The organism is Deinococcus peraridilitoris DSM 19664, from assembly GCF_000317835.1.
GTDB lineage: Bacteria > Deinococcota > Deinococci > Deinococcales > Deinococcaceae > Deinococcus_A > Deinococcus_A peraridilitoris.
Map to the genome: position 1 here is coordinate 2128745 of NC_019793.1, position 14517 is coordinate 2143261.

A 14517-nucleotide genomic window follows, 5' to 3' on the forward strand; every position below is an offset into this window, starting at 1 on the left:
AGAGGAGGGAGGTGCGGGTTCAGGCGTTGGTGTTGCCGAGAATTTCTTCGAGCGTGGTCAGACCGGCCATGGCTTTTTCCAGGCCGTCCTCACGCAGCGTGCGCATGTGCGACTCCCGGCGCGCGACTTCACGGATGCCGGTGGCGTCGAGTTTCTGGCTGACCGCGCGCCGGACACTGTCGTCCACCACCATCAGCTCGTGAATGGCCATGCGGCCCCTGTAGCCGGTACCGTTGCAGCGCGTGCAGCCCGCGCCCCGGTACAGCTTGGCGCCGTCAAGCTGCTCTTCTGGGATGCCCAGCTTGCGCAGCACCTCGGGGTCGGGGGTGGTCTCGATCTTGCACTCCTGGCAGATCTTGCGCACCAGGCGCTGTCCCAGTACGCCGATCAGCGCCGCGCCGATGTTGAAGGACTCCACGCCCATCTCCTCGAGGCGGGTGATGGCGCCCGGCGCGTCGTTGGTGTGCAGGGTGGCGATCACCAGGTGTCCGGTGAGGGCCGCCTCGGTGGCGATCTGCGCGGTTTCGGTGTCACGGATTTCGCCGACCATGATGATGTCGGGGTCCTGTCGCAGAAAGCTGCGCAGCGCGCGCGCAAAGGTCAGGCCAGCGGCGTTGTTGACCTGGGTCTGGTTGATGCCGGGAATCTCGTACTCGACCGGGTCCTCGATGGTGGTGGTGTTGCTGTCGGGCGTCGAGATGCGCTTGAGAATCGAGAAGGTCGAAAAGGACTTGCCCGAGCCGGTCGGTCCGGTGATCAGGAAGATGCCGTACGGTTTTTCGATGGTGTCGATGAAGCGCTGGTAATTGTGCTCGCTGAAACCCAGCTGCTCGACTTCGGGAATGTTGCTGGCCTTCTGGAGCAGGCGCATCACGATTTTCTCGCCGTACACCGTGGGCAGCGTCGAGAGACGCAGATCGAGGTCGATGGAACCGCGCTTGAAGCGCACCCGGCCGTCCTGGGGCACGCGCTTTTCGGCGATGTCGAGCTGCCCGATGATCTTGATGCGTGCCACGATGCTGGCACCCGAGGCCTTGGGCAGTTCCTGGTACTCGCGCAGCGCGCCGTCGATGCGCAGGCGCACCTTGATGCTCGACTCGCCGGGCTCGATGTGAATGTCGCTGGCTTCCTGCAGCGCCGCTTCACGGATGATGTTGTCCACCACCCGCACCACGGCGTTGTCGTCCAGGGCCGCGTTGAGGTCGGCCTCGTCACGCGCGCTTTCCTTGGCCTTGGCGCTCGCGGCCAGCTCCTTGTTGAGGGCCGCCATGTCGCTGCCGCCAAAGGTGCGTTCGATCAGGCGGGTGATGTCCTTTTCCGCCATCACCGCCGGAACGATGTCGCGCCCTACCACGATGCGCAGGTCGTCAAGCGCGAAGACGTTGCGCGGGTCTTTCATGGCGACAACCAGGGAGCCCCCTTGCATACGGATGGGCATCACGCTGTAGCGCCGGGCGGTCGCTTCGGGAACCAGGGTGGCCACGCCCGCGTCAGGAGTGGTCTTGCCGCCGTCGAGGAATTCGTAGCCCAACTGCACCGCGAGGCTGCGCGCCAGCATTTCGGGGCTGATCTTGCCCGACTGCACCAGCGTATCCTCAAGTCGGCCGCCGCCGCTGTGCTGCTTCTCGAGCGCTTCCTCGATCTCGCCGCTGCCCGCGTAACCCAGTTCGACGATCACCTCGCCCAGGGGTTTGACCCGGCCTTCGCGCGACTGGACCTGCAGGGCTTCGCGCAGCTGCGAGCGCGACAGCGTGCCCTGCTGCACCATGGCCTCACCGAGGCGTCCTTTTTGGGGATACAGCCGCTCGATCAGGTTCTCGACATCGTTAGGGCGGGACAGCGCCAGCTGCAATGGCCTGCCGATCACCCTTTCGATCTCCTCACGCCGCCGTGGATCGCTGGTCACGACCGTCACGACGCCATCTTTTTCCTCCAGCGGCACGGCGCTCAGGCGCAGCGCTTCCGCGCGCAGCAGCAGGCCGAGCGTCGCCTCGTCGGGTTCGTAATCGCGCGGATTGCGAATGAAGATCACGTTGGCCTGCTCGGCCAGCACCATGTAAAGCTGTTCCTCGGTCAGGGCGCCCAAATGCACCAGCACGGTGCCCAGCGGCTCCTCAAGCTCTTTTTGCTTGACAAGTGCCGCATCGAGGTCTTCTTGCGAGACGTAGCCGCGCCGCACCAGCCGTGCGCCGAGCTGCTCGCCCTGGCCCTCGCTGCCGTCCGTCGGTTGGGGAACGTCAAGGCCCAGCTCCGGATAGTGGTGAGCGATGGCCCACTGCACCTGCTCACGCAACGCCTGGTACGGCTCGACGGTCATGCCGCACTCGTCCTCGACGGTCTCGATGGTCAGTGAATTGAGCGGATCGACAAAGGCCACCCGCAGGTTTCCACCCACCACTGCAAACGGCACGGCCAGCAACGTCTGCGCCACTTTGGCGGGCAGTACGGCCAACGCTTCGGGAGTGGGCTGCACCACCACCAGGTTGACCAGGGGGATGCCCAGGGCTTCTTCCACGGCCCGTGCGATGCGCTTGGCGCCCACCAGACCGGTGTCGATCAGGATGTCGCTGAGTCGGCCACCGACTTCGCCGTGGCGGTCGAGTGCGCGTTGCAGGTCGTTGTCGTTGACGTAGCCCTGCTCGAGCAGAATCGCGCCAAGACGCCGGTCACCAATGGAAAGTGCCACAGTTTCTCCTCCGAAATCCTTTCCCTACGCGGTGCTTTGGGCTGTCGATGTTCACGTCTTGCTCCAGGGCTGCAGGCCGTATCGTTTAAGGACCAGCCGCTCGACGCGCCGGGCGAGTCGGGTGTGCGGCAGGGCGTTGTCCGCCAGCGGGCGGACCATGATGGTGTACATGCCGGCCAGATTCCCGCCCAGCACGTCGGTAAAGAGCTGATCACCGACCATCGCCACCTGTGCGGGGGCGAGTCCCATCTGTCGGGCGGCCACGCGAAAAGCGCGCGGTGCAGGTTTGCTGGCCAGACCGACACCTGAGAATCCCAGTCGGGCAGTCCAGAAACGCACCCGCTCGGGCAAGGCGTTCGAGAGCAGGTACAGTTTCACGCCGCCCAGCATCAGCTCGGCAGCCCAGGCCTGTACCTCGCGCGCTTCCTGATACGAGCCGTACTCGATCAATGTGTTATCGAGATCCAGCAGCAGGCCCCCCAAACCATGCTCGGCCAGCAGCGAGGGGGTGATCTCGCTCACGTGGTCCAGCACCAATTTGGGTCGCAGCATGCTCATGTCGTCCTCCGGAACATCAAGAAAACCATCATCAAAACTTAATCCATTGTAAAGCTCAGGAGCTGGTGCGCATGAGGTTTTTGTGTCTGCCGATCACGGCCCACATGCGCCCGGTGCGTCCTGCGTCACGCCGAAACGAGAAAAAAGCGGCTTCAGTCGAACAGCGCCCGGCTGCCCAGATGTGTGGCCGCTCAATTCCAGCGTCGCACAAGACGCTGATGTTGGCCGACAGCAGATCGAGGTGAGTTGTTCCGCCGATGTCGAGCAGCGCCTCGCCTAGCCCGGCTTCGGTGACCGCCCGCACCACGTCGCTTCCCACCGCGTACTGACGCGCACAGATGCCCGGCCCAATCGCCACCTGAATTCGCTTCCGGTCAGCACCAAGCCCGGTCATGGCCTGTACGGTGGCGGCGGCGATGCGGCCCAGCGTACCCCGCCATCCGGCATGCGCGGCACCGATCACCCCGGCGTGCGAATCCTCCAGCAGAATCGGGTAGCAATCGGCCGTCATGATCGTGAGGAGCAAATCGAGTTCGCTTGTCACCAGCGCGTCGCCTGTCTGAATTCCGCTTCTGGCGTGCACGACCCGGGTGCCGTGCACCTGATCGAGATGCGCGGAACGCTCGGGATCAAAGCCCAAGCGGCCCAGCGCACGCCGACGGTTTTCGGCGACCCGCGCCGGATCGTCCTGCCGGTCGTCCAGGTTGAGTGAATCGAAGGGTGACCCGGACACGCCTCCCTGCCGGGTCGAGAAACCGTGAGAGGCGCGCAGGTTGGGCGCATGCAGCCACATTGCTTGATCGGTTTGAACGGACATCCTGCCTCGATTCTGAGGGCCGAAAGTGAATCTGTGGTGGTGCCCGGCTTTGGGCACCAGGTGCCTGCCTGACCCGGCGAAGATTGGGCCCGGTCCAAGCTCCGTACGCCCGCACAGCGGCAGTGATACATTCCAATCATGATTCCCATTGACCTCACCGGTAAAAAAGCCCTCGTGATGGGCGTCACCAACGCCCGCAGCCTGGGATGGGCGATCGGCGAGCAACTTCTCAAGGCGGGCGCGACCTGCGCGTTCAGTTACCAGGGTGAACGCCTCAAAGGCGACATGGACAAGCTCACCGCGCCGCACCCGAACGCGTGGACCGAAGCGTGTGACGTGACCGTGGAAGCCGAGCTGGAGCGTCTCTTCGCGCGGGTGCGCGAGGAAATGGGCGGACTCGATTACATCGTGCACTCGATCGCCTTCGCCCCGCGTGCCGCCATGGACGGCCGCTTCATCGACACCACGCCGGAGGACTGGAACACCGCCCTCAGCGTGAGTGCCTACAGCCTGGTATCGGTGGCACGTCATGCGGAGCCTCTGCTCAACGAGGGAGGCAGCATCGTGACCCTGACCTACTACGCCAGCCAGAAGGTCGTGCCGAAATACAACGTCATGGGCATTGCCAAGGCCGCGCTGGAAGCCTCCACCCGTTATCTGGCCTACGAACTCGGCAAGAAGAACGTCCGTGTGAACGCCATCAGCGCCGGACCCATGCGCACTGTCGCCGCGCGCAGCATCCCGGGCTTCGGCAGCATGTACGACAAGGCGGCCGCCATGAGCATGCTGGGTCGCAACGCCACCCAGGAAGAAGTCGGGAAGCTCGGACTCTTTCTCCTGTCCGACCTCGGCAGCGGCATCACCGGCGAAGTCACCTACGTCGACGCCGGATACAACGCCATGGGCATGCAGTTGGAATAGGCATGGCCAGCGTCCTGAGCGCTTCTTGCCTCAAGGTTCGTCTGTACACGGGTCATCACGCGTTTGCTTGACACCAACTCAGCACAACACGTGAAGCTCTGCATCCTCATCCTCGCCTACTCGACCGCAAATCGCCCGCTCGTCACATTCGTCGGCAGGGCGAAGTGAAACTCGCTGCCCACGCCCGGCACGGACGTCACCCACAACCGCCCACCGTGCCGCTCCACCACCCGCTTCACAATTGCTAAGCCCATTCCCGTTCCATCGTACTGCTCATGAAGATGCAGAACTCACAGAAGCCCGGGAAAACTGCTCCGGGCAGCCTATATCTGAATACCTACTATGAGCCTTCTCACACGGGGAGTACTCTGAGGGTTAAGTGAACACGCCATGCCCCTAACTGACCCTGCCGTGCCTGCAGCGTTGCTGGAAGGAATTCAAGATCCCTTCTACACTGTCGACGCTTCCTGGCGCTACACGTCCGTCAACCAAGCGGCGGTAAGTCTGATGGGCGTGCCACGCGAGGCGCTGCTGGGGCAGAGTTTATGGGCGCTGCTGTCCGAAGCGCAGCACGACGCGTTGTCCGGGCCTTTCTACCGGGTGATGTCCACCCGGCAGCCTCAGCGGTTCGAGGTGTACCTGCCCGGGTTGGACCTTTGGGAGGATATCGATGCCTTCCCGCTGGCGGACGGGATCGGGGTTCTGTTTCGCGACATCACGCCACGCAAGACTGCAGAGTTGCGTGAGCAGGCCCTCACGGACCTGAGCCGTGCCTTGGCGCGCGCGGTCACCGAGGCAGAAGTGCTCGAAGCGACGTTGACCGTCGGTTTCTCGACCTTCGGCGCATTCGCCGGGCATGTCTACCGTCTCAGTGGTGAAGGAGAGCACCTGATCCTCGCCGGACAACGCGGATTCGAGGAGCTGTTCATACAACCCTGGCAGCAGGTGCCGCTCACCGTCGGTACACCGATCACCGATACTGTGCGCGATGGCCGACCGCGCTTTCTGACCGAAACGATGTTCGTAGAACAGTACCCGGCGATGGCCTCACACTGGCAGGCGGCTACACACCAGATCGTCACCCTGCCCCTGCAAGTAGCAGAGCAACCGTTCGGCGTGATTGGCCTGACCTTTCAGGAACCAGGGGTGTTCTCAGCGGAAGAGCAGCGCTTCTTGCAGACGCTCGCGGATCTCTGCGCGGGAGCACTGGAACGCAGTCGCCTCAGTGCGCTGGAGCGCGCCCGTTTTCACCGGCAGCAATACCTGGTCGAAATCAGCGACCTGCTGACCTCGACCCTGGAACCGAAAGTCGTGCTGCACCACCTCGCTCACCTGGCCGTTGGTCACCTGGCGGACTGGTGTACGGTCTTCCTGCCTAACGGCGACGCCCTCGAGCCGGCAGTGGTCGCCCACATACACCCCGAAAAAATCGAAGCCCTCAAGGGTGCCCTGCACCGCTGGCCGATTCGAGTGGACGCTGATCTTGGAGCCGGTAAGGCCTTTCGGACCGGCCAACCGGAGCTGATCGAGTGGATTGATTACGAAGCACTGCGAGGAGTCATCCCCGCCGAAGTGCTGGAAGAAATTGAACGTTCCTGCATGCGTTCGGTTATAGACGTCCCCCTCATCGCTCAAGGCCGAGTGTTGGGCGTGCTGGAGTTCGTATCCACCCGGAAGGATCGTCGATACACGCAGGACGACGTCAATTTCGCTTTTGATCTCGCCAAACGGGCCGCAGCCGCACTTGATAACGCCCTGCTGCACGAGCAGGCCAGCGTGAGCGAGCGTCGCTTCCGGTCGCTGGTGGAAACCAGCAGTCAAATGGTCTGGCAGTGCTCGCTGGACGGCGTGTTCACCGAGCCCCAAACACAGTGGGAGGAGTTTACAGGGCAGGCAGACGCCCAGTACAGGGGATGGGGCTGGCTGGCGGCTGTACATCCGGCGGACCAGTCAATGGTCCGTGAAGCCTGGACGCGGTCAGTGGAGACCCAGCAGCCGTATCAGCTGGAGTACCGACTGAAACGTCGTGACGGTCAGTACCGCGTGATGCGCGCACGAGCCGAACTGGTCCGCGACAACACAGGCGTGCCGCGCGAGTGGATGGGTGTCCATCAGGATGTCACAGAGCGTCATCAGGCGCAGGCAGCGCTTCGTGAACGCGAAGCGCGTTACCGCGCGTTGGTGGAGCACGCCGTGGTCGGTGTTGCGCTGGTGGCGCCCGATGGAACCTTCCTGGAGATCAACCCAGCCTGCGCCACGATGCTGGGTCGCACGCCTGCCCAGTTGCGTCAGTTGAGCGTCTTGGACGTCACTTATCCGGAAGACCGTGCCGAGACGACATTGACCCTTCAGGGTCTGCGCTCCGGTGAAATGGACGCGTTCACGTTGACCAAACGCTACCTGCGACCCGACGGATCGTTGGTATGGTCGAGTTCGAGCATGTCTGCCGTCCGCTCAGCGCGGGGTGAGGCACAATACTTCGTGGCTGTTTTGGTGGACATCACCGAACAACAGCGCTTGCAGGAAGAATTGCTCGCCTGGCAGAAAACCCTCGAAGAGCAGGTTCGGGAGCGGACATTGGCCCTGATCCATGCCAACCAGGAACTCGAAGCGTTCGCGTACAGCGTCTCGCATGACCTGCGCGCCCCTGTCCGGCATATCACCGGATACCTGGGCCTGGCGCGCCGCGCTCTGGGTGCTGACAGCGATCCCAAGGTCGACCGGTATCTCTCGGTGGCCGAAGGTGCCGCGGAACGGATGGATGTACTGATCAATGCGATGCTGACGCTCGCGAAGACGTCGATGCAGCCGTTGCGTCAGGGTCCGGTGGATTTGAACGAACTGGTTCACCGGGCGCAGCAGGACCTCGAAAGTGCCATCGGTGGTCGTCATGTGCGCTGGGAGATCGCACCACTGCCGCGGGTGATCGGGGACCACGCGACCTTGCAGCAGGTGATCATGAATCTGCTGTCCAACGCGGTGAAGTACACCACGCTGCGTGACGAAGCCGTCATCCGGGTGTGGGCAGAGGAGAATCCGCAGGAATGGGAGGTGTTCGTGCAGGACAACGGCGCGGGGTTCGACCCCAAGTACCAGCAGCGGCTCTTTGGCGTATTTCAGCGCCTGCACCGAGCTGTGGAGTTTGAGGGAATTGGTGTTGGGCTGGCAAACGTGCGTCGTATCGTGCAGCGCCACGGTGGGCGTGTCTGGGCTCACGGAAAGCCGGATGAGGGAGCCTTGTTCGCCTTTTCCCTGCCGTGTTCTCAGCCGTGACATGGCCGCAAACGGCGATGCAGGGCACACGGCCGCTCGACGATGACCGGCAGCCACACCGGGGCTCCGAAAGGAAGGCATCGCCGCCGTCCGGCCTCCTCACCATGGGTAAGTCATTCGTTACCGCGAGCTCAAGCTGTCCGGGGTGAGCGTGTGGCCAGTACACCACCAGGCAGAATCAGGGCCGCCGTGACTACGTAACGACGGGCATGACTTTCGGACGACCCAGATACACGCCCGAGAAGCTCTGGAGTACCCTGGCAAATACGAAATCACCAAAGCGCTGCAGGAAGAACACACCCAGCAACGCCGCAACGATTACCAGCGACGCCGACTGGAGTTCGGCGCTCAATCCGGCCAACCCTTCGGTCACGCCCCGGCTGACCAGCACCACTTAACCACCTGCGTTTGCGCCGGGCACGCGTCCCCGACACTATTTATTGCTATCAAGCAGAAACCCTCAAGGTAGAGTAACTTATGTACCAAGCCGCGATTACCCTAACCATATTGGGAGCCGTTCTCGTAGGTTGCGCCCATGCTCCGACTCCTGTAGAAAGCTTTCGGCTGACGAATTCACTTTCCAAACTTGAAGCCAATTACAGGTACCTCATGGCAGGACGTATCTATCCCTCCGACGGCGCTTATTACCACGTGGCGCCTGGCCAGCTCTTTTTGTCAACGGAAGCACATTATTTTGGGACGCCTGTTTGTATTGAAGTCCGCGACCCCCGAGATTCAACCTACCAGTGGAACTACAAATTTCGTATTGAACGAAACGCCAGCAACGGAATCGACTTACGCGACGACGGCGTTCGCCTCACCCCAGTGGGCACGGGTGGAAATGTTGTGAGCAGCTGCCCTTGAACATATTGCACCTCAAGCAAATAGATTTGCTTGGAGATAGGTAATGGTTAGCCGTGGCCTTGTGAGGCTGAACGGTCGTTCAAGCGCCTGCGCCTGCTCACACGCTTCTTACAGCAGGCGAAATCCTTAGACTTTTCTGCTTCACTACTCCAGTATAGAGATTAAAATTCTTTGCGTGGACGAATATGCCTCATAATTTTTATTAATTTAAGAATTTCTAAGACTCCGCTCCCAACGAGTACTACCCCAAGCACTTCCCACGAAAACAACCGCCCAAAGCCGTTGCCAAGATCGAGTACTCAGTACCCCACAACTCGGAGTGGGTAACGTCCAGAAGGGCGATTTGATCGCGGCATAAACGCAAAAAGAGCGGCATCAAGGGAGTGTGTCGCTCCAAGAAGCCGCTCTGACTGATCCTACCAAGCTCGGCGAGGTGTTCAAACACCATTTGCCCTTTCTGCGCCGAGACACCCTGCAACGCCTCGCCGACGTCGTCACCGCTCTGATCCAAGCGCGTTCGACCAAGCACGCTCGGCTCGCACTTCATCTGCCCGGACACGCCAGCAGTTCAGTCAAGCTGCGCCGCGTCGAGCGCTGCCTACACGACCCTCAGCTCGATCAGGACGTTTTTTTGAAGCTGCTCTTGCCGCTCCTCCCTGATGACAAGCTCGTCATGACGATGGACCGTACGAACTGGGAGTACGGCGAAGCCGACTTGAACGTCCTTGTGCTCGGCGTGGTGCTTGAAGGCTTCACATTACCGCTGGTGTGGACGGCCCTGCCCCATGGGGGCAGCAGCGACACCAGGACACGCGAGCGTCTGGTCGCTCGACTGCTGAAGGTGCTGCCTGCGAAGCAATGGCGCGTTCTGGTCGCTGATCGAGAGTTCGTGGGGCGGGAGTGGTTTGCCTTTCTCAGGCGTCGGGGTGTGAAACGCTGTTTGCGCATTCGAGGCGACAGCCGCGTGGATGATTTGCGGCTCGATGAGGGATGGGCGTACGTCGAGCCGGGACAGGTGGTCGGCCTGCTGGAGAAAGCCAATATCTACGGTCAGGTCATGCAACTGGTGGTGACGCGCACGCCCGAGGGTGAACTGCTCGCCCTGGCCACCGACCTGAAAATCGACGAGACCAGAGGCGTGTACCACTTGAGGTGGTCGGTAGAAAGCACCTTCAGCGCGCAGAAATCGAGGGGGTTCGACCTTGAGGCGAGTGCGATGACCAAACCCGCTCGGTTGGAGCGGCTGGTCGGCGTAGTGACGCTGGCGATGGCTTGGTGCTTGCGGATCGGTACATGGTGCCACGAGCAGCGGCCCATCAAGCGCAAAAAGCACGGACGCCGGGCGGTGAGTCTCGTCAAGTACGGCTTGGAACGCCTTGCTGCCGCTTTGCGCTGGGGAACGAGTGATCGAACCATCCTCCTGAGCCTCGTCATGCAACCTTTTCCCGCTCCAATACAGCACTCAGCTCAAGATGTGGGGTACTGAGGATCGAGTACGCCGTGGGCGACAAGAAGGATACCAGAAGCCAAAAGCGTTGCGCCAAGACCAAGTCGGCGGTCAGATATTCCCAGACTTACGATAAAAGATCCAATTGAAAAAACAATCATGGCCGTAGCAACAAGAACACCGTCGTCGTAATAAAATCGTCTTACTTGAGATAGCAGTAAAATGGTGAACCCCACACCAACAATTCGATCTAGTGGTGAGTAAAAGCGCATAGTCTCAGTACCCCACAACTTGGTTCGGGTAACGTCCTGAAGGGCGATTTGATCGCAGCGTAGACACAAGAAGAGCGGCATCAAGGGAGTGTGTCGCTCCAAGAAGCCGCTCTGGCTGATCCTACCAAGCTCGGCGAGGTCATCAAGCACCATCTGCCATTCCTACGCCGAGATACCCTGCAACGCCTCGCCGACGTCGTCACCGCCCTGATTCAAGCTCGCTCGACCAAGCACGCCCAGCTTGCCCTCCATCTGCCCGGCACAGTCGGTGCCGTCAGCAAGCTGCGCCGAGTCGAGCGCTGCCTACACGACCCTCAGCTCGATCGCGACGTTTTCTTGAAGCTCCTCGTGCCACTGCTGCCCGACGAGAAGCTGGTCATGACCATGGACCGCACGAACTGGGAACACGGCGAAGCCGACCTGAACCTCCTTGTGCTGGGCGTAGTGCTTGAAGGCTTCACCTTGCCCCTCGTGTGGATGGCCTTGCCGCACGGAGGTAGCAGCGACACCGGAGTGCGTGAGCGTTTGGTCGCTCAACTTCTCAAGGTCTTGCCCGCGAAGCGGTGGCGTGTTCTGGTTGCCGACCGTGAGTTCGTCGGGGCGGCGTGGTTCACGTTTCTGAGGCGGCGCGGCATCAAACGCTGCCTGCGCATCCGAGGTGACGCTCGGATCGACGACGTGCGGCTCGACGAGGGCTGGGGGTACGTGCAGCCCGGACAAGTGGTCGCGCTGCTCGAAAAAGCGAATGTGTACGGCAACGTCATGCAACTGGTCGTCACCCGCACCGACGCCGGGGAACTGCTCGCCCTGGCGACCGACCTGAAGATCGACGAGACGCGGGCGGTGTATCGTTTGCGCTGGACCGTGGAGTGTACCTTCAGCACTCAGAAATCCAGAGGCTTCGACCTGGAGGCGAGTGCCATGACCAGGCCGGATCGGCTGGAACGCTTGTTCGGGGTAGTCACGCTGGCTTTGGCATGGTGTTTGCGTGTCGGCGTGTGGTGTCACCAGCAGCGGCCCATCAAACGCAAAAAACACGGACGCCGTGCAGTGAGCCTCGTCAGGTACGGCCTGGAGCTTCTTTCCGCTTCTTTGCGTTGGGACACGAGTGACTGCCTGACACTTTTGGCGCTTGTCATGCAGCCTTTTCCCGCTCCAGCACACCACTCAATCCAAGTTGTGGGGTACTGAGGCGCATAGTATATTCTAACAATACACACTTCAAAACGGAGGCACATGCAGGACATTGTCACTTGAGCCCTGACGGCCCGACAAACTTTATGAGGGTGATCGAAAAGCGAGGGTCCAGACGGCATTGAGGGAGTCTGTAGGCGAAGGTCTTCGACGTTTGGGGAAGTCGGTCGGGACGGATCAGGATCAGCTCCGCCGACCAGCCGCAACACGGCGAAGAAGGGCTTCCCCTGCAACAAGGCACGCTGCACGGTTTTCTAGCCCAGCTTGAAATACGATAATCCCCGCCGCCAGTGGGAATCCACACTTCTCCGCACCCCGGTGTCGACGGTCAAGGTGCCTTCGGAAACCAGCAGCAAGGCGGCCACGGCCAGCACCAACCGCCAGGCCGGGCTACGCCCGGCCCTCGGCATCAAACGGTCCAGCATCGCGGCATCCGGCCGTTGAGGGGAACCAGACCTACCCCACGGTAAGGGTATAGCCTCGAAAGAGTCGGCTGATGGAGTCGCGTAAGAAAGCCGAGGCACAGTGGCTACACGACTTGATCGTCACCGTTCGGCGTAACTTTACTGAACTGACGGACCAAGTGCCTGCTTCACTTCCAAGCCCAAGTTCTATGTGAAATAAGAGGGCCCAGCGCCACGTGGAGGCATGACGATCTATGCTCAGCTTCTCTCGGAGGGTAACGTGATGAATACGCCAGATGGAAGCCTGACTAACGCTCGTTTAGGGTACCCCGCTCAAGCCCGGCTGTTGTTTATCAATGCCGATGATTTCGGGATGTGTCATTCGGTCAATGAAGCCATCATCCGCTCCCTGAATGACGGTATCGTGAAGTCCTGCAGTGTGATGGTGCCGTGCCCTTGGGCACTGCATGCCCTCGAATGGTTACGAGAAGCACCCCATATACCCTTTGGTATTCACTTGACCGTCATTAGCGAGCAGCCCTCGTACCGATGGGGGCCCATAGCGTGCCGATCAGAGGTGCCAACGCTTGTCGATAAAGACGGGTACTTTTATGCTGAGTCGCGTATTGAAGAGTTTTTAGACCAAGTCAATCTAACTGAGTTGGAGCGCGAGTTTCGCTTGCAGATTGAGCGTGTTTTATCTGCAAACTTGCGACCAAGTCATCTTGATAGTCACTGTGGAATACATACTCGACGGGAACAGATCTTTAAGATGACGCTCGATTTAGCACGTGAGTATGACGTGGCACTCCGAGTATACGAGCAACCCTTTATTGCTCAGCTGCAGCATCAGGGGTATCCAACCAACAATCATCCTTTAATGGACAGCTATGATGTGGATATTGCGGATAAGACTGAGCGTTATTTGCAAATGTTGCACGTGTTGCCAGTCGGTCTTTCTGAGTGGGCGGTTCATCCGGGCCTGGGGACCAACGAGTTACAGGCTGCGATGCCCAGTTGGCAGGTACGGCAAACGGATTTTGATTTTGTCATGTCAAATGAGGCGCTGGAGGTCATTCAGCAGGAGGGTATCGTTCTTGTGGATTACCGAGAAATACAAGCATTGTGGAGCCGGAGGCCTCTTGCGTAGGACACATGTGCACTGACCAGATACAGACGTTGCCTGCGACGAGGCAGGGATGCTGGGCAACTATGCCGGCCCCCGATAGACGGGGTAGTGGAGGAGGTCAGCGACCGACCAGATGCTGGAGGTGAGGCCGATGGCCGGGGCTGGGGTGCGCTGCTGGTACTGCCGCCGTCCCTGCGGCTCATACAGCTTAAGGCGCAGTCCACGCTGTTCGTTACACCAGGTATGTGATTACCGGGTGTTCTGACTCAGGGGATGGTCAAGCAGGAATTGAAGGGGGTCAAGGCCGAGCAGGCGGGCAGTTTGCGTCAATGACTTGAAGATGGCGAAGGCCTGACTGCCCGCGGTGGTCTTGCTGCACTGCGAAACCTTCCTGGCAATGACGGCTGGACGTAAAGCCCGTTCTGCCGCATTATTGGTGGGCTCGATCGTGGGTCCGCCAGGAAGCGCAGCAGGTTGCCCCGCTCGTGATGCTTACGCAGCCCTTTTTGTAGCCGGCGGTTTTCCTTGGAGCGGCAGCTTTTCCGGAGACGCTGCTCGATCTGGGCGCTCAGCGACTCGCCCTCCCGCTGGTATTCCTCCAGGGTGCAGTACCCCTGCTGATAACGCTGATGCAGCTGAAGTGCTGAGCGAAAGTCTTCCAGCAGCCCGCGCGCGTACTCGCGACCCCGACCCGCAAGCTTGAGTTGCTCGCTCAGGGCCTCCTGGTAGGAACGGATGACGTGATGCACACACTTCTGCTGCTTCATCCGTTCCTGGAGGGTTCGGTCGCTTGAGTCGTTCGAACGTGATCGTGAGGTTGTACGTCTTGTCTTGAGGCTTGACCAGCTTCTCGAAACCCTGAAGTGGCCTTGGGCCTGCTGGGCGAGCGCGCTGGTGATCGTCAGAAGGATGACTGCGGGGGCTCGCGCGGTAACGTTCATTGTTTGACAGT

12 protein-coding genes are annotated in these 14517 nt (G+C 60.7%); 5 read left to right on the forward strand and 7 right to left on the reverse strand.

Annotated features, from left to right (window positions below; all coding sequences use genetic code 11):
• Positions 1-19: 19 nt before the first annotated feature.
• From DEIPE_RS10490 to pgeF, 3 genes are read right to left on the reverse strand one after another with little or no spacing between them, the layout of a single operon-like run.
• Positions 20-2686, reverse strand: a complete 2667-nt coding sequence (locus DEIPE_RS10490; RefSeq protein WP_015235946.1) for an ATPase, T2SS/T4P/T4SS family — start codon at positions 2684-2686, stop codon at positions 20-22.
• A gap of 51 nt (positions 2687-2737) precedes the next feature.
• A complete protein-coding gene (locus DEIPE_RS10495; protein WP_015235947.1) occupies positions 2738-3244 on the reverse strand; it encodes a YqeG family HAD IIIA-type phosphatase in 507 nt (168 codons plus the stop codon).
• A gap of 55 nt (positions 3245-3299) precedes the next feature.
• Positions 3300-4061 (reverse strand): peptidoglycan editing factor PgeF, encoded by a 762-nt coding sequence (gene pgeF / locus DEIPE_RS10500; RefSeq protein ID WP_015235948.1) that lies wholly within the window; start codon positions 4059-4061, stop codon positions 3300-3302.
• A 135-nt stretch (positions 4062-4196) separates the two neighbouring features.
• Here pgeF and DEIPE_RS10505 point away from each other — a divergent pair, with 135 nt between their 5' ends.
• A complete protein-coding gene (locus DEIPE_RS10505) occupies positions 4197-4982 on the forward strand; it encodes an enoyl-ACP reductase FabI (RefSeq protein ID WP_217218486.1) in 786 nt (261 codons plus the stop codon).
• A gap of 116 nt (positions 4983-5098) precedes the next feature.
• On the opposite strand, the gene DEIPE_RS23130 is transcribed toward DEIPE_RS10505, so the two are convergent.
• Positions 5099-5236, reverse strand: a complete 138-nt coding sequence (locus DEIPE_RS23130; protein WP_083865793.1) for an ATP-binding protein — start codon at positions 5234-5236, stop codon at positions 5099-5101.
• Positions 5237-5372: 136 nt separating this feature from the next.
• Between DEIPE_RS23130 and DEIPE_RS22240 the strand changes: the two genes are divergently transcribed.
• Entirely contained in the window at positions 5373-8255 is a 2883-nt protein-coding gene (locus DEIPE_RS22240) for a PAS domain S-box protein (protein ID WP_015235950.1), read from the forward strand.
• A 193-nt stretch (positions 8256-8448) separates the two neighbouring features.
• On the opposite strand, the gene DEIPE_RS10515 is transcribed toward DEIPE_RS22240, so the two are convergent.
• Positions 8449-8649 carry a hypothetical protein gene (locus DEIPE_RS10515; RefSeq protein ID WP_015235951.1) on the reverse strand — a complete coding sequence of 67 codons (201 nt, stop codon included), beginning with the start codon at positions 8647-8649 and terminating at the stop codon, positions 8449-8451.
• Between the two features lie 855 nt (positions 8650-9504).
• On the opposite strand from DEIPE_RS10515, the gene DEIPE_RS10520 reads away from it, so the two are divergent.
• Both DEIPE_RS10520 and DEIPE_RS10525 read left to right on the forward strand, forming a co-directional pair.
• Complete coding sequence (locus DEIPE_RS10520) at positions 9505-10605, forward strand: IS4 family transposase (RefSeq protein WP_015231360.1); 1101 nt, start codon at positions 9505-9507, stop codon at positions 10603-10605.
• A gap of 323 nt (positions 10606-10928) precedes the next feature.
• A complete protein-coding gene (locus DEIPE_RS10525; RefSeq protein WP_015231253.1) occupies positions 10929-12029 on the forward strand; it encodes an IS4 family transposase in 1101 nt (366 codons plus the stop codon).
• A 257-nt stretch (positions 12030-12286) separates the two neighbouring features.
• Here DEIPE_RS10525 and DEIPE_RS23985 read toward each other — a convergent pair whose 3' ends face one another.
• Positions 12287-12457, reverse strand: coding sequence for a hypothetical protein (locus DEIPE_RS23985; protein ID WP_015235953.1), 171 nt, complete (start codon positions 12455-12457; stop codon positions 12287-12289).
• Positions 12458-12680: 223 nt separating this feature from the next.
• On the opposite strand from DEIPE_RS23985, the gene DEIPE_RS10530 reads away from it, so the two are divergent.
• Complete coding sequence (locus tag DEIPE_RS10530) at positions 12681-13586, forward strand: carbohydrate deacetylase (RefSeq protein WP_052326685.1); 906 nt, start codon at positions 12681-12683, stop codon at positions 13584-13586.
• Positions 13587-13814: 228 nt separating this feature from the next.
• Here DEIPE_RS10530 and DEIPE_RS25530 read toward each other — a convergent pair whose 3' ends face one another.
• Positions 13815-14012, reverse strand: a complete 198-nt coding sequence (locus DEIPE_RS25530; protein WP_425387732.1) for an IS66 family transposase — start codon at positions 14010-14012, stop codon at positions 13815-13817.
• Between the last annotated feature and the right edge of the window lie 505 nt (positions 14013-14517).

Excerpts from the sequence above, each read along its gene's own strand:
- DEIPE_RS10530 (WP_052326685.1), top strand. The coding sequence starts at position 12,681 with ATGACGATCTATGCTCAGCTTCTCTCGGAGGGTAACGTGATGAATACG.
- DEIPE_RS23985 (WP_015235953.1), bottom strand. The coding sequence starts at position 12,457 with ATGCTGGACCGTTTGATGCCGAGGGCCGGGCGTAGCCCGGCCTGGCGG.
- DEIPE_RS23130 (WP_083865793.1), bottom strand. The coding sequence starts at position 5,236 with ATGGGCTTAGCAATTGTGAAGCGGGTGGTGGAGCGGCACGGTGGGCGG.
- pgeF (WP_015235948.1), bottom strand. The coding sequence starts at position 4,061 with ATGTCCGTTCAAACCGATCAAGCAATGTGGCTGCATGCGCCCAACCTG.
- DEIPE_RS22240 (WP_015235950.1), top strand. The coding sequence starts at position 5,373 with ATGCCCCTAACTGACCCTGCCGTGCCTGCAGCGTTGCTGGAAGGAATT.
- DEIPE_RS10495 (WP_015235947.1), bottom strand. The coding sequence starts at position 3,244 with ATGAGCATGCTGCGACCCAAATTGGTGCTGGACCACGTGAGCGAGATC.